This is a genomic window from Sphingomonas sp. RIT328, assembly GCF_000632225.1.
GTDB classification, from domain to species: Bacteria; Pseudomonadota; Alphaproteobacteria; order Sphingomonadales; family Sphingomonadaceae; genus Sphingomonas; species Sphingomonas kyungheensis.
In genome coordinates this window covers 19170-37624 of record NZ_JFYV01000002.1, presented here as the reverse complement: position 1 = coordinate 37624, position 18455 = coordinate 19170, and the positions used below count along the sequence as shown (strand labels likewise).

The window sequence follows — 18455 nt, the reverse complement described above, 5'->3', positions numbered from 1 at the left end:
ACCCCGCAGCGCTCCGGCGAAGGCGGGAGCTTAGCGTTCCTGCCGCAGACGCGCGGTCTGTCTGGCCACTGGAGTCCCGCCTGCGCAAGACCTCTGCAAAAGTCCTGCCCTAGCCCAAAATGCGCCGTCACCCCGGACGTGTTCCGGGGTCCACCGTGTCGCGAAATCCTTGCTTTACGCTCTTGCGGAGCAGTGGATGCCGAAACAAGGCCGGCATGACGAAGGCGGCCTCGCAGAGGTTTCGCCTGCGCGACAATACCAGAGATCGCGGCCTCGCGGCACATCCCGCCCGACGCCCCGCCACCGCCACGCGAAACACCCATCACCCCACGAGCCCCGATCATCGCCGCGGCAGCTCGACGGTCACCAGCGTCCCCTCGCCCGGCTGCGAGACGAGGTCGATGTGGCCGCCATGCGCCTCGACGAACTGGCGCGCCAGCGGCAGGCCGAGGCCGAGCGCCCGCTCGCCGCTCGGCTGCATGCCGGGTTCGCCGAACCGGTCGAAGGCGCGGGCGATGCTCTCCGCATCCATGCCGAAGCCATTGTCCGAGACGACGATGCGCGCGCCCGTCGCGCTGCCGTCGCTGTGCAGCAGGATGCGCCCGCCCTCCGGCGTCGAGGCGACCGCATGGCGCAGCAGATGCTCGACCACCTCCTTCAGCCGCTTGGGATCGCCCGTCACGCGGCCGGTCGAGCGCGCCAGTTCGACCGCGAAGTCGAGCTTGCGCCGCTTCGCCGCGGGCCGGATCGTCTCCGCCGCGGCGCGCGCGGTGGCGGCGAGATCGACGTCGACGCGGGCGATCTCGGCGTCGTCGCCACCCTGCGTCAGGTCGAGCACGTCGTCGATCAGTAGGCCGAGCCGCTCGACCGATTGCAGGATCGCCTCGACATAGCCGTCCGCCTCGGCGGTCAGCTTGCCGGCGAACCCGGCATGCAGCATCTCGGCAAAGCCGCTGATCGAGGTCAGCGGCGTGCGCAATTCATAGCTCATATTGGCGACGAACTGCGTCTTGACCCGGTCCGCCGCTTCCAGCGCATTGGCGCGATCGCGCAGCGCCTGTTCGGCGCGGCGGCTGTCGGTGATGTCGAGCATGGTCAGCAGCGCATTGCCGTCGGGCAGCGGCACCGCCGCGAAGGCGAAATGCCGCCCGTCGGCGAAGGCGACGCGGCCGCCGCGCTGCTGCCGCTCGGTGGTCGCCGAGCGGACCAGTTCGGGGATCAGCGCCGCGCGATTGGGGGTGGCGAGCTTGGATGCCGCCGCCGCCGCAAAGGCATCGACGCGCGGATGGCCGGCGAGGAATTCCTCCTCGAACCCCCAGACCGCGCGCAGCCGGTTGTTCCACAATTGCAGCTTGCCGTCGGCGGCGAACACCGCCAGCGCCTCGAACAGATTGTCGAAGGTCGCCGTCCGCACGCGCAGCAAGGTATCGCGCGCGCTCGCCAGCTGCACCTCCTCGGTGCGATCCTCGAAGATCGTCAGCAGGCCGCCGTCGGGCAGCGGCTGGGCGACGACGCGCAGATGCGTGCCGCCGGGCAGATGCCAATTCTCCTCGCTCGCCGCATCGCTCGGTACGAACCAGCCGCGCCGCTCCGCCTTCCAGCTCGGGAAATCGCGCACCTCGGGCAGCCGGCTCGCCTCGCGCATCCGTTCGAGGACGCGGTCGAACTCGGGCCGGTCGGCGAGCCATTCGGCGCGCATCGCGAACATCCGCCGGAACGGCTGGTTGCAGAAGACGAGGCCGCGATCGGGCCCGAATTGCGCGACGCCCGCCGACAGCCGGTCGAGCAGCGCGCGCTGCGCATCGGCGAAGCGCTTGGCGCCGGCGCGTGACTGTTCGAGATCCTCGATATCGACCGCGAAACTGGCGACGCCGCCGGTCGGCAGCGGCACGTCGTGCACCTCGAGCGAGCGCCGCTCGCCGCCGATCGTCGCGGGCAGCACCTCGCGCTGCGGCGCGCCCGAGGCGCGCGCGGCGTGTGCGCCGGCGCGCGGGCCGCCGCGACCCGATCCCTCGACCAATTCGAGCTGGCGGCCGATCACGTCCGCGGCATCGACGCCGTCAACCGCGCGGACATAGGCGGTGTTGACCATGGCGAGCCGCATGTCGCTGCCGCGATACCACATCGGCAGCGGCGCCGCCTCGATCAGTCCGCTCAGCGCCTCGAACGCGGCGGAGAGCTGCTCGACCTGATCGCGCAGCTGCATGATCTCCGCCTCGCTGTCGGTGGCATCGAGCGTCCAGATCACCACCGCGCCGGTCGCGCCGAGTTCGCCCGGCGCGCGGCTGCCGCGGATGGTGATCGCGCGGCCCGAGCCGATCGGATGGAGCGCACGGACGAAGCCGCGACCGGCACGCTGCGCCGCCTGCACGTCGCCGGCGAGCGCCTCGGCCTCATCGGCGGGCAGGCCGGCACCCTCCGCCGCGAGATCGCCGAGGAAGCGCGGCGCCACCGCGAGACCGAGCCAGTCGACCAGCCGCGGCGGCATCTCGACGCGGCCATCGGCGCGGACCAGCATCGCCATCGCCGGCGAGACGCTGCGCAGCACCTCCGCCTCGCGATTGCGCGCGATCACCGCCGCCGCCTCGCCGCGCAGCCGCCAGCCGACGAACAGCGCGACGCCGCCACCGGCGAGCAGCGCCGCCAGCACCGCCCCGCACAGCAACGCTGCCATCACCGAAAGCTGGATCAACGCTTTGCCCCTCGTCCCACACCCATACGGGTGGACGTGCGGACTGTAGAACGCAAGCTACGCCACCGGCAATGATCGTCATTCCACGCCCGGCCGGGGAGGAAACGAGAAAGGGCGGCGCCTCGCGGCACCGCCCTCCCCGTCACCACGATCGCGATGCGATCAATAGCGGTAATGATCCGGCTTGAACGGCCCTTCGACCGGCACGCCGATATAGCTCGCCTGCTTCTCGCTCAGCTTCGACAGCTGCACGCCGAGCTTCTCAAGGTGGAGCGCCGCCACCTTCTCGTCGAGATGCTTGGGCAGGACGTAGACCTCGTTCTTGTAATTCTCGCCCTTGGTCCACAGCTCGATCTGCGCGAGCGTCTGGTTGGTGAACGACGCCGACATGACGAACGACGGGTGGCCGGTTGCGCAGCCGAGATTGACCAGACGGCCCTTGGCGAGGACGATGATCTGCTTGCCGTCGGGGAATTCGACGAGGTCGGTGCCCGGCTTCACTTCCGACCACTTGTAGTTCGACAGCGCGGCGATCTGGATCTCGCTGTCGAAATGGCCGATGTTGCAGACGATCGACATCGGCTTCATCGCCTTCATGTGATCGGCGGTGATGACGTCGGCATTGCCGGTCGCGGTGACGAAGATGTCGGCGCGCTTCACCGCCTCGTCCATCGTCACGACCTCGAAGCCCTCCATCGCCGCCTGCAGCGCGCAGATCGGATCGATCTCGGTGACCATGACGCGCGCGCCGCCATTACGCAGCGACTGCGCCGAGCCCTTGCCGACGTCACCGAAACCGGCGACGGCCGCGACCTTGCCGGCGAGCATCACGTCGGTGGCGCGACGGATCGCGTCGACCAGCGATTCCTTGCAGCCGTAAAGGTTGTCGAACTTCGACTTGGTGACCGAATCGTTGACGTTGATCGCCGGGAACGGCAGCTCGCCCTTCTTGGCGATCTCGTACAGGCGGTGGACGCCGGTCGTCGTCTCTTCCGACACGCCCTTCAGGTTCTTGACCGTCTCGGTCAGATAGCCCGGCTTCTTGGCGAGGAACGCCTTGAGCGCGCGCTGGAATTCGACTTCCTCCTCATTCTCGGGCTCGGGCAGCGTCGCGCCGGCCTCGATCTTCGCGCCCCACAGCGCGAACATGGTGGCGTCGCCACCGTCGTCGAGGATGATGTTGGCGGTCTGGCCCTCGACGTCGCGGTCCCAGGAGAAGATGTCGCCGACATAATCCCAATAGTCGGCCAGGCTCTCGCCCTTCACCGCGAACACCGGCACGCCGGTCGCGGCGATCGCGGCGGCGGCATGGTCCTGCGTCGAGAAGATGTTGCAGGTCGCCCAGCGGACGTCGGCGCCGAGCGCGGTCAGCGTCTCGATCAGCACCGCGGTCTGGATCGTCATGTGCAGCGAGCCGGTGATGCGCGCGCCCTTGAGCGGCTGCGACGCGCCGAACTCGTCACGCAGCGCCATCAGGCCCGGCATCTCGGTCTCGGCGATCTTGATCTCGGCGCGGCCGAAATCAGCAAGGCTGAGGTCCTTGATGACGTAATCGTTGGTCGAGCCGGTCCCAGCATTGGGCGCGAGCGCAGTAGCCACGTGGCATGCTCCTGAAGAAGTGGATGGCGCGCCTTAGCCGGTTGCGTGCCGTGGATCAAATATAAAGATATCTTTATATCTCGTGCGACCCCGACGGTCAGGCGGTGCCGGCATCCGGGACGAGCAGCCGCGGGTCGATCCCCGCCGCCTCGAACGCCGCGGTCCAGCGCCGGTCGGGCCGCGTGTCGAACAGCAGATCGGTGTCTCCGGCGACGTGGAACCAGCCCGGGCCGGTCAGTTCGCCCTCGAGCTGCCCGTCGCCCCAGCCGGCATAGCCGAGCGCGACGACGAAGCGCGCCGGGCCGCTGCCCTCGGCGATCGCGCGCAGCACGTCGACCGTGCTGGTCATCGACCAGCGACCGGCGACGTCGATCGTATCCTGCCCGCTCCATTCGCCCGAATGGACGACGAAGCCGCGGCGCGGATCGACCGGGCCGCCGAAATGGATCGGCACGTCCGGCGCGGCGCCGTGCGCGATATCGAACTGGTCGAGCAGGTCGTGCAGCCCCAATCCCTCGATCGTCGCGCCGATGCCGATGCCGACCGCGCCCTCCGCATCATGCGCGCAGATCGCGATCACCGCATGATCGAAGCTGGGATCGCGCATGCCGGGCATCGCGAGCAGGAACTGACCGGACAAAAAGCGTCGTTGTTGCATCGCCGTCGAACATAAGCCCCGCGCCCGCTTCTGCCACGCTTGAATTCGCACGCTGCGGGTGCGACCTGCGATTTTCGTGACGCCGTCCGGCGGCCACCTGCACCGAGCTTCGGAGACCCAAGATGACGATCACCGTCGGCGATACGCTTCCTGCCGCCACCCTGACCAAGGTCACCGCGGATGGCCCCGACCAGGTCACCACCAACGCTTTTTTCGATGGCCGCACCGTCGCGCTGTTCGCGGTGCCGGGCGCCTTCACCCCGACCTGCTCGGCCAAGCACCTGCCCGGCTTCGTCGAGAAGCGCGACGCGCTCGCCGCCAAGGGCGTGGACGAGATCGCCTGCATCTCGGTCAACGATCCGTTCGTGATGGCCGCCTGGGCGAAGGCCTCCGGCGCCGAGGGGATCACGATGCTCGCCGACGGCAACGGCGACTTCGCCGAGGCACTCGGGCTGACGATGGACGGCAGCAAGTTCGGCATGGGCAAGCGCAGCCAGCGCTATGCGATGCTGGTCGAGAACGGCGTCGTGAAGCAGCTCCACGTCGAAGCCCCTGGCGAGTTCAAGGTGAGCAGCGCGGAGCATCTGCTCGAGACGATGTGAGGGCGTCGAGGCCCGATCGATCGGGACGCGATCGTCGGCGGGGTCGGATCGCGCCCCGGGCGCTGCAAAAGGTGTGACCGTCCCGGCGAGAGCCGGGGTGGTGCGCCTGCGCAGAGACATGACGGCCATTCCTCAGCTCACGAATAGGTCCGCATCGACAGGTGGCACCGGGGCTGCACCCGCCACGCCGCGGCACCGTCCCCGCCACTGTCTTGCCACCGTCACCACCTTTGCGTAACCATCCGGGATGACACTCGCATCCCGTATCGTTGCCGACCTCGACCAGCTCTACCGCGCCTCCGTCGAGCGGTTGCAGGCAGCGCTCAACGCCTATCTGACCGACGGCACGCCGCCGTCGCCCGAAAGCCGGATCGACGGCTCCTTCGCCTATCCCGTCATCCATCTGCGCTACCGCAGCGTCGGCGACCGGCCGACGCCGCTGCGCTCGTTCGGGCGGCTGGTCTCGCCCGGCGATTATACGATCAGCGTCACCAAGCCGGCGCTGTTCGCCGATTATCTGACCGAACAGCTGACCCTGCTGATCGAGGATTATGACGTCGAGGTCGAGGCGGTGCCGGGGCGGCAGGAAATCCCCTTTCCCTACGTGCTCGATCCCGGCCACGCGCTGAGCCTCGATACCGTGTCGGCGACCGAGCTGTCGCGCCACTTCCCCGCCACCGAGCTCGCGCATATCGGCGACGAGATCGCCGACGGCCTGTGGATCGAGACGGGCGGCACCCGTCCGCTGGCGCTGTTCGACGCGCTGCGCACCGACTTCAGCCTCGCGCGGCTGCGCCATTATATGGGCACGCCGTCGGAGCATACGCAGCGCTTCGTGCTGTTCACCAACTACCATCGCTATGTCGATGAATTCGTCCGCTGGGGTGCGTCGCAGCTCGGGCCGGACAGCCGTTTCACCGCGCTGTCCGGCGCGGGCAATATCGTCATCGACCAGCCGGGCGACGTCGACAAGCTCGTCAACGACAGTGCGTGGCGGCGGCATCAGATGCCGGCCTATCATCTGATGGCGGACGACCGCACCGGCATCACGCTGGTCAACATCGGCGTCGGGCCGTCCAACGCCAAGACGATCTGCGATCACCTCGCGGTGATGCGGCCCGAGGCGTGGCTGATGATCGGCCATTGCGGCGGCCTGCGCCCGTCGCAGCGGATCGGCGACTATGTCCTCGCCCATGCCTATCTGCGCGACGACCATGTCCTCGACGACGTGCTGCCGCCCGAAATTCCGGTGCCGGCGATCGCCGAGGTCCAGCAGGCGCTCGCCCGCGCCTCCGAGATCGTCAGCGGCCAGACCGGCGACGAACTCAAGCGCCGGCTGCGCACCGGCACGATCGTCACCACCGACGATCGCAACTGGGAGTTGCGCTATTCGGCCTCCGCCCTGCGCTTCTCGCTCAGCCGCGCGGTCGGGATCGACATGGAGTCGGCGACGATCGCGGCGCAGGGTTATCGCTTCCGCGTCCCCTATGGGACGTTGCTGTGCGTCTCCGACAAGCCGCTGCACGGCGAGCTCAAGCTGCCGGGGCAGGCGAACCGCTTCTACGAGCGCGCGATCAGCGAACATATGCGGATCGGCATCGAGACGTGCGAGCAGCTCCGGCGCGAGGGCGCCAAGCTGCACAGCCGCAAGCTGCGCGCCTTTGACGAACCGCCGTTCCGCTGATCGTACAGGCCGGGCGGAAACCATCGGGTTCCAATGCGTTTCGCTTCCGAATCAATCAGGGAGGTCCCGCCGTGGCCGATGACACCGACGACTCGCCGAAGACCGACACGCCTGCGGTAACGCCGCGTCGTCGCGCGCCGCGCAAGACCACGACGACCCGCGCCACCGCCGCCAAGGCCCCCGCCAAGCCACGCCGCCCGCGCGCCAAGCCGGAGGCGCCGTCGACGGTCGCCAAGGTCGAAGAGGCGGTCAGCGATGCCGCGGCCGCGACCACGCGCCGCGCCAAGGCGGTCGCCGGCAAGGCGGAGAGCGCGGTCGCCGCCGCGGCCAAGTCGGTCAAGCCGCGCTCGACCCAACGGTCGACGCCGCGGGCCGGCGCGAAGAAGGCGGGCAAGCCGGCCGCCAAGAAGAGCGGCGAGACGAACAAATGGGGCATCGCCGCGATCGGCGCCGGTGTTGCGACGGTCGGCGCGGTCGCCGCCGCAGCCTTGCTCTCGCTGCGCGGCAGCACCCCCAAATCGGCCAAGGCGCATAGCCCCGCCGGCGAGGATGCGTCCGGATCGTTCGAAGCCGGGATCGCCGACGAGAACACTATCCCCGACAAGCTGTGATAGCGAGCGGCCTTCTGCATCGCGGCGCGAACACCGCGGGCAGAAGGTCGGACGGCCCCGCCTAGGGCGATGGTTTCGGAGCGACGGACGCCGCCCATCACCCTCCGCGCCTCCGCGCGAACCTCATCGACGCTCCAACCCTCGCCAGAGCGATGAGCGGGCGGCCGCCTTACTGCGGGGCGTGATCGCCGGCGAAGAAGGCGGCGATCGCATCGCCCAGTTCCGGCTTGGCGACGGCGCTCATATGACCGCCGGGGATTTCCTGGAAAACGGCCTGCGGGATCGCCGCCGCCAGCGCCGCCCCCGATCCATTGTCGTCATCCTCCGCGCCGGTGATGACCGCGGTCGGCACCGCCACCGCCTCGACCGCCTCGATCGGCGTGTCGACGAACGTCTCCAGCACGTGGAGCAGCGCGACCGGATCGCCCTTGGTCGTCTTGAGAAACGCCTCGGTCATCCACTCGTTGCTGCCGCGTTCGAAGTTGCCGAGGTTGGTCAGCACCTTGCGGAAATAATCGCCGCGCCCGGCGGTGGTGAGGATGCCGGTCAGCCCCATGCCGGCGAGCACCGCGCGCCGCGGCGTCGCGCCGTTGACCAGCATCCGCATCGTCGTCCGCCCGCCGAGCGAATAGCCGCCGAGATCGTAATCGGTCAGCGCGAGATGCGCGACCAGCGCCATGCCGTCGCGCATCAGCGCATCCGGCGGGTAAGCGGCTACGTCATGCGGCCGGTCGCTGAGGCCATGGCCGCGCAGATCGGGCATGATCACCCGAAAGCCGCGCGCGGCGAGCTTGGCGGCATGGCCATATTTGATCCAATTGACCTCGGCGGTCGAGAAATAGCCGTGAATCAGTATCACCGGCTGCCCCGTGCCGAGCTCCCGCCAGGCGATACGCGTGCCGTCGAAGCTCGCGAAATACTGCGGTTCGGTGGGGACTGCGGCCACGACGTCGATCCTGATGCTGCGATGGGGAGCGCTCCGTCCGCCATCACGGCGGCCATGTCCAGCCTCGTCTGTCCGTACGCCCGGCCGACGAGCCCGGAAGCGACGGGACGGACCGTCGAAAATGAGCCTTTGCAAGTCTGCGAAAGAGGCATACTCTTTCTTCAAAGCATAAGGAGAGCGATCATGGACAATATGCCGGTCGGCGGCGTGCATCCCGCGGGCGACGAGAGCCTGGTGATCCTGCAGAGCCTGCTGTGCCTGTTGCGCGAGAAAAACCTGCTCAGCCGCGCCGATATCGAGGAGCTGACCGATCGCGTCGCGATGCGGGCGGCGCAAGCCGAGCGCGATCCCCTGCCCTGCTGCACCGAGGCGACGCGTGGCGCGGCGCGCGAGATGGCGCGGATCGGCGAATATGTCGGCCATCGGTATGGCGGCAAGCATCGCCGCCTCGGCTGAGCACGGCTTTCGCCGGACGATCCTTGCTGTATAGACCGCGATGCCGCCACGACGAGCGGCATCGCCCGGGAGAGGCGCCTGACCCGTCCTGATGAGGTCCGATGCCGTCTTCCGCCCGTCCCGCCGATCCGCCCGGCCGCCCGCATAGTCTTGCCGAGGACGGCTATGCGCTGCTGATCGGCTGCATCCTCATCGTCGTCGGCCTGATCTTCCTCAAGGCGGCGGGGCTCGTCACCGGCGGCGTCGCCGGCATCGCGCTGTTGCTCTCCTATTCGATCCCGCTGCCCGCGGGCGTGCTGTTCACGCTGATCAACATCCCCTTCTTCGCCTTCGCGCATCGGGTGATGGGCGCGCGGTTCGCGGTCAAGTCGGCGATCGTCAACGGCGGCATCGCCGCCTTGTCGACGCTCGCGCGGGTGTCGGTGCATATCCTCGACATCCATCCCGCCTTCGCCGCGCTCGTCGGCGGCACGGTGATCGGCATGGGCATCCTGTCGCTCGCCCGCCATCAGGCCGGCGTCGGCGGTACCGGTGTCATCACCTTATGGCTGCAGCGCAAACACGGCTGGAATGCCGGCCGTTCGCAGATCGCGATCGACGTGGTGATCCTCGCCGTCTCCGCGCCGATGCTGACGTTGACGCAACTCGGCTGGTCGGCGGTCAGCGCCGCCGCGATGAGCCTGATCCTGATCGCCTGGCACCGGCCGGGGCGGTATATCGGTCATTGAGGCAGACGGGCGGCGTCTTCCAGGGAGATCAGCAGGCCGGCGAAGTCGGTGTGCCCACACGCGAGGATCAGCTTGTAATCCACCGTCAGGATCATCAAATCTAATGACTCGGCGAGTGCGAGATAGAGGCAATCCTATACGGGCTGCCCGATCTGCAGCGCGATATCGAAGGCCCGCACGGCAAGATGACCGGTGGGAAGAACCGGAGGGCGTCGATGATGGCGCCATATCCCAATTGCGCCTGTTGCTTGCCAATCTCGTCTCGCCGTACCTTTTTCCACAAGGCATTGGCAAGTTCCTGGCGTAGCAGGTCAGGCGCAACGACGTCACCGGAAAGGAATGGTGCCGCAAGGTCGGCGCCGTCTTCGGCAACCACCCATTTGACGGCGACGCTGGTTTCGACGATCCAGGTCACGCGCTGCGAAAGCCCTCTCGATCCTCGCGTACCAGCACCTCCGCCGGAGTTTGGGCGACATTGGGGGTCATCGCTCGAATAGCGGCAAGTCGAGCCTGGAGATCGCGACGGTCGTGATCGTTCACCGGCCTCAACCGGCGCAACGCATCCCGCAACTCGGCTTCGAGAGAACGGCCATTACCGTCGGCCGCCTCCTGATAATCCTGCAGCAGAGCATCGTCGAGATCACGGATGAGCACCTGTCCCATATGGACATGACACCACCACGCCCGTTCGCCCTCAACCCGCCTTCTTGAGATGCCGCCGGCCGAGCAGCTCGGCGATCTGCACCGCGTTGAGCGCCGCGCCCTTGCGCAGATTGTCGCTGACGCACCACAGATTGAGGCCGTTCTCGATCGTCGGGTCCTCGCGGACGCGGCTGACATAGGTGGCGTCGTCGCCGGCGGCCTCGATCGGGGTGATATAGCCGCCGTCCTCATGCTTATCGATCAGCATCACACCCGGCGCCTCGCGCAGGATGCGCTTGGCGTCCTCGGCCGACAATTCCCGCTCGAAGGCGATGTTGATCGATTCCGAATGGCCGACGAACACCGGCACGCGCACGCAGGTCGCGGTCACCTTGATCTTGGCGTCGAGGATCTTCTTGGTTTCGACCACCATCTTCCACTCTTCCTTGGTCGAACCGTCGTCGAGGAAGCTGTCGATGTGCGGAATGACGTTGAAGGCGATCTGCTTGGTGAACTTCTTCGCCTCGGCACTGTCGCCGACGAAGATGTTGCGGCTCTGTTCGAAAAGTTCGTCCATGCCGATCTTGCCGGCGCCCGACACCGACTGATAGGTCGAGACGACGACGCGGGTGATCTTGGCGGCATCGTGGAGCGGCTTGAGCGCCACCACCATCTGCGCGGTCGAGCAATTGGGGTTGGCGATGATGTTCTTGGCGCGATAGCCGTCGATCGCCGCGGCATTCACCTCCGGCACGATCAGCGGCACGTCGGGGTCCATCCGGTAGAGCGACGAATTGTCGATCACCGTGCAGCCCGCGGCGGCGAATTTGGGGGCATAGACCTTGGTCGCGTCGCTGCCGATCGCGAACAGCGCCATGTCCCAGCCGGCCGGATCGAAATGCTCGATGTTCTGCACCTTGAGCATCTTGCCGGTGTCGCCATATTCGATCTGCTCGCCCTGGCTGCGGCTCGACGCCAGCACCGCGATCTCGTCGAGGGGAAATTCGCGTTCGGCGAGGATGTTGACCATCTCGCGCCCGACATTGCCCGTCGCGCCCGCGACCACCACCCGATAACCCATAAACCCTCCGCTGCGTTGCCGCGTCGCCTAATACGCTTGCGTCGCCGCGTCCATCGGCTTTGCTAATCGTGCGTGCTCAGCTGCCAGGTGGCATGGGCGATACCGTGGACGCGGGCGAGATGATCGGCGAGCGCGTCGAGTTCGGTATCGGGAACGTTGGTGCTGACCAGTGTCGCCGTCACCGCGACGCGATCGTCGCCGAGCGGCTCGGTCGCCAGTTCGGCGACCGGCAGCGACGCCGCCTCGAGATGCGCGACGAGCATGTCGCCGAGTGGCCCCGCCTGCGCCGGATCGACGGTGATCGTCACCGTATAGGTCGCCTCGACCGCATGGCCGGCGAGCGGCACGCGGTTGATCGCGTCGACCAGCGGCCGCAGCAGGGTGTTGGCGGCGAGCACGACGACGGTGAGCAGCACCGCCTCCGCCACCATGTCGGACCCGGCGATCGCGCCAACCGCGGCCGAACACCAGAGCGTCGCCGCGGTGTTGAGGCCGCGGACGTTCATCCCCTCCTTCATGATCACCCCGGCGCCGAGGAAGCCGATCCCCGACACGACATAGGCGATCACCCGGATCGACTCGACGTCGCCGCCGAGCCGCTGCCCGAGATCGACGAATGCCGCCGACCCGATCGCGACCAGCGCATTGGTGCGCAGCCCGGCGGTGCGCTGGCGATATTGCCGCTCCGCCCCGATCGCCGTGCCGAGCACGAAGGCGGTGAGCAGGCTGACGACCGTGTCGAGGAACGGCCAGAGGTGGAACAGGGTCAGGAAGCGCATCGCCGCCGCATAAGGCGGCGATGTGACGAAATCAGCGTCCCGATCCTGTCCTGTCGGCTATTTCCTGTTCTTCACATTGCGGTCGAGGAATTCGAGGATCGTTCCCCAGAGATGCTGGCTCACCCCCGGTCCGGCGACGCGATGGGTATAACCGGGGTAGAACATCATCTCGAACGGGGTCGCGGTGGCCTGCATGCGCGCGGCGACCTTGGTCGAATTGTCGAGGAAGACGTTGTCGTCGGCCATGCCGTGGATCAGCAGCAGCGGATCGCGGATCGTCGATGCCGCTTCGACCGCCGCCGATCCGGCATAGCTCTGCGGGTCCTTGGCGGGATCGCCGAGATAACGTTCGGTATAATGGGTGTCGTAGAGCTGCCAGTCGGTGACTGGCGCGCCGCTCACCGCCGCGGCATAGACGCCGGGGGTTTTCTCCAGCATCTTGAGCGACATATAGCCGCCATACGACCAGCCATAAGTGGCGATCCGCCGCCCGTCGACGAACGGCAGCGACTTCAGATAGTTCGCGCCGGCGAGCTGATCCTCGACCTCGACCGTCCCCATCGCGTGATAGATCTGGTCCTCGAACGCCTTGCCGCGATTGTACGAGCCGCGATTGTCGATCTTGAAATAGACCCAGCCCTGGCTGACCAGATATTGCGGCAGCGCGCCCTGCCAGCCGCGCGTCACCTGCTGGCCGGTGCCCGGGCCGCCGTAATGTTCGAAGAACACGGGATAGGTCTTGCCGGCGACGAGCGGCGGCGTGATCATTTCCCAATAGAGCGTCGAGCCGTCGGCCGCCTTGATCGTACCGAATTTGGTCGGCTGATGCTGCGCCAGGAACGGGAAATAGGGGTGACCGGCGACCAGCGCATTCTCGTTGATCCACGCCAGCCGCTGCCCCGCGGTGTCGGCGAGATAGACCTGCGTCGGCTGCTTCGGGTTGGAGCGCGACACGATCAGCCGGCTTGCCGCCTTGTCCATCGTCGCAGTGTTGGTCCAGCCGCGCTCGGTCAGCCGGGTGAGGACGTTGGGCTTGGCGATATCGACCGCATAGACATGCTGTTCGAGCACGTCGTCCTTGAGCCCGGTGAAATAGATCCGTCCCTTGGCCTCGTCGATGCCGACCAGCCCCGTCACCACCCACGGCCCCTTGGTCAGCTGCGTCCACTGCCCCGACGGCGCGCGCCGGTAGAGGTGGCCATAGCCGTCGCGCTCGGACCGCCAGATCAGACTGCCGTCCTTCATCGGCTGATAATCGTCGCTGAGGTTGAGCCAGCTCTTCGCGCCCGCCTTTTCGGTGAACAGCACGCTCGCCTTGCCCGTCTCGGGATCGACGCGGAGCATGTCGAGCGTCTTCTGGTCGCGGCTCTCGCGCTGCACCAGCAGCGTCTTGCCGTCGGGCGTCCAGTCGACGCGGGCGAGGTAGATGTCGGGATCGCTGCCGAGGTCGACCTTGACCTGCCCCGATCCGTCGGGCCGCATCACGTAGAGCTCGACTAGGACGTTGGGCGTGCCCGCGGCGGGATAGCGCTGTTCATAGGTCTTGGTCCCCGCCGCGCCGATCGACGCGCGGGTGAAGACGTGGACCGGCGCCTCGTCGAACTTCTCGACCGCGATGAAGCGTTCGTCGGGCGACCACCAATAGCCGGTGGTGCGATGCATTTCCTCCTGCGCGACGAACTCCGCCTCGCCGAAATGGATCGTGCCGCCGCCGCCCTTCGTCACCGCATGCGCGTCACCGCCGGCGAGCGGCTGCGCGAAGAGGTTCTGGTCGCGGACGAAGCTGACGTAATGGCCCTTGGGCGAGACGATCGGATTGAGCTCACCACCGGGCGTCTGCGTTAGCCGCCGCACCGCGCCGTCGAGCGTCGCAAGGTAGAGATCGCCGTCGAGCGGCACCAGGATCGAGCGGCCGTCGGGCGCGAAGTCATAGGCGACGATGCCCTTGCTGCCGCCGATCCGCGCCCGCTCGCGCTGCATCTTCTCGGCCTCGCTGAGCTCGGCGCCGCTGCCGACCGTCTTGCTGTCGACCAGCATCCGTTCCGCGCCGGTGCGCGTGTCGCGCGCCCACAGGTCGGTGCGCTCCTTCTCGTCGGCGCGCGGGCGCAGGAAGGTGAGCAGGCTGCCGTCGGGCGACAGCCGCACGCCGCGCGGCTGCGATCCCGACAGGTCGGGGCTGCCGAACACGCGCGCCAGCGTCAATGATTCGCCCTGCGCCGGCGCCTGATTCGCCGCCGTCTGCGCCCCGGCCTCAGCCGACAAGGCGAAAGTCCCCGCCGAAGCGAGCGCCAGGGCCAAAATCCATCCGCGCATCCACCTTCTCCAAAATCAACACATTGGCGTTCTTACGGCACGGCCGGCCGGCGTAAAGATCGATTACGACAGGGTTACCGCCCCATAAACCCTGTCTTTACGTGCTTCTGTATAGTTAGTGGGTAGACAAGGACCAGGTCGGACCGGATCGGCGGGACGGCGCGTAACGCGGGATATCGGATTGGATACGGCGCAACAGCATTGGCCTGCGGGTGCATGGGATCTGGTCACGCGGATCGGCGCGACGGACGGCAGCGTCGCGCATCCGCACCTGTCGATGCTCCTTTCTCCCGCGGCGGCGTCGCGCGACCTGTCGGATGCGGTGCATGCGCTGTGCGCGGTTCATGGCGATCCCCCCGGCCTCGCGGTCGAGGCGCGCACCCATTGCGTCCAGCCCGATGCCTGCGACTGGCTGTCGGCGGTCGCCGACGGCTTCGTGCTCGAACGCGCCTATATCGCCCGGCTCGCCGCCGCTGCCGGCCCGACCCCGTCGACCCCCGGCCAGTCGGACACCGAAGCGGCGCTGATCGCCAGCCGCCATGCGCTCGAGACGCTCGCCCGCTCCGAACGGCGCGGCTGCGCCACCGGCGCGGTGGCGGCGCTGGTGCAGGACTGGACCGCGATCCGGCTGATGCTCGATCACGCCGCCGACCGGTTCGGCGTCGACCCCGTGCCGGCGGCCTTTCCGAGCCTGTCCGAAACCGCGGCGAGCGTGACGCGGCTCGGCGGCACCCCGGCGACCGAGCGCGCGGTGCGCTTCGGTGCGGAACAGTTGCTCGCCCAGCATCGCGCCTTGTGGGATCTGCTCGAAGCACGCGCCAGCGCCCGCCAGGGGTGATCCCCGCGCGACTTGCCTGATCGCGCGGGTTGCGCCTACCACCGTTGCCTCCACCAGCTGCGGGAACCGGCATGAAGCGCTTCGAAGGCACGCAAAGCTATGTCGCGACCGAGGATCTCAAGGTCGCGGTCAACGCCGCGGTGACGCTGCGCCGGCCGTTGCTGGTCAAGGGCGAGCCAGGCACCGGCAAGACCGTGCTCGCGCAGGAGATCGCGCGCGCCGCGGGGGCCGAGCTGATCGAGTGGAACGTCAAGTCGACCACCAAGGCGCAGCAGGGCCTGTACGAATATGATGCGGTGGCGCGGCTGCGCGACGGTCAGCTCGGCGACCCGCGCGTCCACGACATCGCCAATTACATCCGCCGCGGCAAATTGTGGGAAGCCTTCACCCGCCCGACCCCGCCGGTGCTGCTGATCGACGAGATCGACAAGGCCGATATCGAGTTTCCCAACGACCTGTTGCAGGAACTCGACCGGATGGAGTTCCACGTCTACGAGACCAAGGAGACGATCCGCGCCGTCGAGCGCCCGATCGTCGTGATCACCAGCAACAATGAAAAGGAGCTGCCCGACGCCTTCCTGCGCCGCTGCTTCTTTCATTACATCCGCTTCCCCGATCGTGAGACGATGCAGCGGATCATCGACGTGCATTTCCCCGGCATCCAGGCGATGCTCGTCCGCCGCGCGATGGACATCTTCTACGAGGTGCGCGACGTCCCCGGCCTCAAGAAGAAGCCGAGCACCAGCGAATTGCTCGATTGGCTCAAACTGCTGCTGCACGAGGACATGCCGCTCGACGTGCTGCAAAACCGCGATCCGACCAAGGCGATCCCGCCGCTGCACGGCGCGCTGCTCAAGAACGAACAGGACATCATGCTGTTCGAACGGCTCGCCTTCATGGCGAAGCGGCAGCGCTGATCGTTTCAGCCTCGCAACGACCGGCAAGTTTTTGCCGGGTGGCCCGGCAATTAACCATAGCTGCCAATCTCGCAGTCATCCGCACCGCCCTAAGCCAGCGGAATGCGAGGCCTTCTTGCCAGATTCGTGATCACGTGCCTTGCCGGTCAGGCGGCAAGTTTTACCGCGCCGCTCGCCGCCTCGGGGCTGCTCGACTATGTCGGCCAATGCGTGCCCTTCGCCCGCGCCGCCTCGGGCATCGAGATCTACGGCGATGCCTGGACGTGGTGGGAGCAGGCCGGGGGACGCTATGACCGGGGCCATCGCCCGCGCGAGGGGTCGGTGATCGTCTTCGCCAAGACCGGCCGGCTGCCGCTCGGCCATGTCGCGGTGGTCAGCCGCGTCGTCGAACAGCGCGTGCTGATGCTCACCCACGCCAATTGGTCGCGCCAGAACGGCGAGCGCGGCCATGCCGAACAGGACGTCACGCTCTACGACGTCTCGCCGCACAATGACTGGAGTCAGGTCAAGGTCTGGTATCGCGACAATGACGGGCTCGGCGGCGGCATCTATCCGGTCAAGGGTTTCATCTACGGCGGCCATCCGTCGAAACAGCTCACCGCCCGCAACCCCGATTATGTCGGCGCGCTGATCGACGCCTACGCGCCGCGCTGAGCCGGGGGCTGTCGTGCCCGCGCGAAGCGGCGTAGCGTGCCCCGATGTTCCTGCTCTTCCTCGACGAACTCCGCGCCGCCGGCATTGCCGCAAGCCTCAAGGAGCATCTCGTGCTGCTCGAGGCGCTCGATGCCGCGGTGATCGAGTCGACGCCCGAGGCCTTCTATTACCTCGCCCGCGCGACCTATGTGAAGGACGAGGCGCTGCTCGACCGGTTCGATCGGGTGTTCGGCAAGGTCTTCCACGGCGTCGTCAGCGACGCGGGCGTCGCGCCGCAGGATCTGCCTGCCGAATGGCTCGAAGCGGTGGCGGCACGCTATCTCGACGCGGAGGAGATGGCGCGGATCCAAGCGCTCGGCTCCTGGGACGAGATCATGGCGGCGCTGCGCGAGCGGCTCGCCGAGCAGCACGGCCGCCACCAGGGCGGCAGCAAATGGATCGGCACCGGCGGCACCAGCCCGTTCGGCAATGCCGGCTATAATCCCGAAGGCGTCCGCATCGGCGGCGAGAGCCGCCACGGCCGCGCGATCAAGGTGTGGGAGCAGCGCGACTTCCGCAATCTCGACGCCGACGTCGAGCTCGGCACGCGCAACATCAAGGTCGCGCTGCGCCGGCTGCGGCGGTTCGCGCGCGAGGGCGCCGCCGACGAGCTCGACATCCAGGGGACGATCGACGGCACCGCACGGCAGGGCTGGCTCGACGTGCGGATGCGGCCCGAGCGGCGCAACGCAGTCAAGCTGCTGCTCTTCCTCGACGTCGGCGGCTCGATGGACCCCTGGGTGCGCATCTGCGAGGAGCTGTTCAGCGCCGCGACCGCCGAGTTCAAGACGCTCGACTTCTTCTACTTCCACAATTGTCCTTACGAGGGCCTGTGGAAGGACAACCGCCGCCGCTTCACCGAGCGCACGCCGACCGTCGAGGTGCTGCACCGCTTCGGCCCGGACTATAAGATCGTCTTCGTCGGCGATGCGGCGATGAGTCCCTATGAGATCACCCATGCCGGCGGCTCGGTCGAGCATAACAATGACGAGGCGGGCGCGGTGTGGATGGAGCGGCTGACCGGCACCTATCCGTCGGCGATCTGGCTCAATCCCCTGCCCGAACCGCAATGGGGCTATACGCCGTCGATCCGGCTGATGCGCGAGCTGGTCGGCGGGCGGATGTTCCCGCTGACGCTCGCCGGGCTCGATGCCGGGATGCGCGAATTGACGCGCAAGCGGTGACCTTTCCCGCGCCGCTCTTGCTATAAAGAAGC

General features: G+C 67.5%; 18 protein-coding genes. 9 read left to right on the top strand and 9 right to left on the bottom strand.

Going from position 1 to position 18455, the window contains the following annotated elements:
• Window positions 1-340: 340 nt before the first annotated feature.
• The 3 genes from BW41_RS02255 to BW41_RS02245 all read right to left on the bottom strand — a co-directional run bounded on the left by BW41_RS02255 (window position 341) and on the right by BW41_RS02245 (window position 4949).
• Window positions 341-2692, bottom strand: coding sequence for a PAS domain-containing sensor histidine kinase (locus BW41_RS02255; protein ID WP_037531004.1), 2352 nt, complete (start codon window positions 2690-2692; stop codon window positions 341-343).
• A gap of 162 nt (window positions 2693-2854) precedes the next feature.
• Window positions 2855-4291 carry an adenosylhomocysteinase gene (gene ahcY, locus BW41_RS02250; protein WP_037531002.1) on the bottom strand — a complete coding sequence of 479 codons (1437 nt, stop codon included), beginning with the start codon at window positions 4289-4291 and terminating at the stop codon, window positions 2855-2857.
• Window positions 4292-4388: 97 nt separating this feature from the next.
• Window positions 4389-4949, bottom strand: coding sequence for a YqgE/AlgH family protein (locus BW41_RS02245; RefSeq protein WP_037531000.1), 561 nt, complete (start codon window positions 4947-4949; stop codon window positions 4389-4391).
• A 122-nt stretch (window positions 4950-5071) separates the two neighbouring features.
• On the opposite strand from BW41_RS02245, the gene BW41_RS02240 reads away from it, so the two are divergent.
• From BW41_RS02240 to BW41_RS02230, 3 genes are all read left to right on the top strand, one after another.
• Window positions 5072-5551: a peroxiredoxin gene (locus BW41_RS02240; protein ID WP_037530998.1), complete on the top strand. Its 480-nt coding sequence runs from the start codon at window positions 5072-5074 to the stop codon at window positions 5549-5551.
• Between the two features lie 247 nt (window positions 5552-5798).
• Complete coding sequence (locus BW41_RS02235; RefSeq protein WP_037530997.1) at window positions 5799-7235, top strand: AMP nucleosidase; 1437 nt, start codon at window positions 5799-5801, stop codon at window positions 7233-7235.
• A 71-nt stretch (window positions 7236-7306) separates the two neighbouring features.
• On the top strand, window positions 7307-7846 hold the full coding sequence (locus tag BW41_RS02230; protein WP_037530995.1) for a hypothetical protein: 540 nt from the start codon (window positions 7307-7309) through the stop codon (window positions 7844-7846).
• Window positions 7847-8015: 169 nt separating this feature from the next.
• On the opposite strand, the gene BW41_RS02225 is transcribed toward BW41_RS02230, so the two are convergent.
• The gene (locus tag BW41_RS02225; RefSeq protein ID WP_037530992.1) at window positions 8016-8792 is read right to left on the bottom strand and encodes an alpha/beta fold hydrolase; all 777 of its coding nucleotides are present in this window, start codon (window positions 8790-8792) and stop codon (window positions 8016-8018) included.
• 183 nt (window positions 8793-8975) lie between these two features.
• Here BW41_RS02225 and BW41_RS02220 point away from each other — a divergent pair, with 183 nt between their 5' ends.
• Window positions 8976-9248 (top strand): hypothetical protein, encoded by a 273-nt coding sequence (locus BW41_RS02220; RefSeq protein WP_235199465.1) that lies wholly within the window; start codon window positions 8976-8978, stop codon window positions 9246-9248.
• A 101-nt stretch (window positions 9249-9349) separates the two neighbouring features.
• The gene (locus BW41_RS02215; protein ID WP_037530989.1) at window positions 9350-9976 is read left to right on the top strand and encodes a YitT family protein; all 627 of its coding nucleotides are present in this window, start codon (window positions 9350-9352) and stop codon (window positions 9974-9976) included.
• 100 nt (window positions 9977-10076) lie between these two features.
• Here the strand turns inward: BW41_RS02215 and BW41_RS02210 are convergent, their stop codons facing one another.
• From BW41_RS02210 to BW41_RS02190, 5 genes are all read right to left on the bottom strand, one after another.
• The gene (locus BW41_RS02210) at window positions 10077-10391 is read right to left on the bottom strand and encodes a type II toxin-antitoxin system VapC family toxin (protein WP_051583190.1); all 315 of its coding nucleotides are present in this window, start codon (window positions 10389-10391) and stop codon (window positions 10077-10079) included.
• Entirely contained in the window at window positions 10388-10639 is a 252-nt protein-coding gene (locus BW41_RS20290) for a FitA-like ribbon-helix-helix domain-containing protein (RefSeq protein WP_081792847.1), read from the bottom strand. The genes BW41_RS02210 and BW41_RS20290 overlap by 4 nt, the downstream gene beginning before the upstream one ends.
• 31 nt (window positions 10640-10670) lie before the next feature.
• Window positions 10671-11699 carry an aspartate-semialdehyde dehydrogenase gene (locus BW41_RS02200; protein ID WP_037530985.1) on the bottom strand — a complete coding sequence of 343 codons (1029 nt, stop codon included), beginning with the start codon at window positions 11697-11699 and terminating at the stop codon, window positions 10671-10673.
• A 62-nt stretch (window positions 11700-11761) separates the two neighbouring features.
• The gene (locus tag BW41_RS02195) at window positions 11762-12478 is read right to left on the bottom strand and encodes an MgtC/SapB family protein (RefSeq protein WP_037530982.1); all 717 of its coding nucleotides are present in this window, start codon (window positions 12476-12478) and stop codon (window positions 11762-11764) included.
• Window positions 12479-12535: 57 nt separating this feature from the next.
• Complete coding sequence (locus tag BW41_RS02190; protein WP_081792846.1) at window positions 12536-14791, bottom strand: S9 family peptidase; 2256 nt, start codon at window positions 14789-14791, stop codon at window positions 12536-12538.
• 181 nt (window positions 14792-14972) lie between these two features.
• Between BW41_RS02190 and BW41_RS02185 the strand changes: the two genes are divergently transcribed.
• From BW41_RS02185 to BW41_RS02170, 4 genes are all read left to right on the top strand, one after another.
• Window positions 14973-15629, top strand: a complete 657-nt coding sequence (locus tag BW41_RS02185) for a DUF6975 family protein (protein ID WP_037530978.1) — start codon at window positions 14973-14975, stop codon at window positions 15627-15629.
• A 71-nt stretch (window positions 15630-15700) separates the two neighbouring features.
• On the top strand, window positions 15701-16546 hold the full coding sequence (locus BW41_RS02180; RefSeq protein WP_037530976.1) for an AAA family ATPase: 846 nt from the start codon (window positions 15701-15703) through the stop codon (window positions 16544-16546).
• A gap of 102 nt (window positions 16547-16648) precedes the next feature.
• A complete protein-coding gene (locus BW41_RS02175) occupies window positions 16649-17200 on the top strand; it encodes a CHAP domain-containing protein (protein WP_037530975.1) in 552 nt (183 codons plus the stop codon).
• A 44-nt stretch (window positions 17201-17244) separates the two neighbouring features.
• Window positions 17245-18423 (top strand): vWA domain-containing protein, encoded by a 1179-nt coding sequence (locus BW41_RS02170; RefSeq protein WP_037530973.1) that lies wholly within the window; start codon window positions 17245-17247, stop codon window positions 18421-18423.
• Window positions 18424-18455 lie beyond the last annotated feature (32 nt).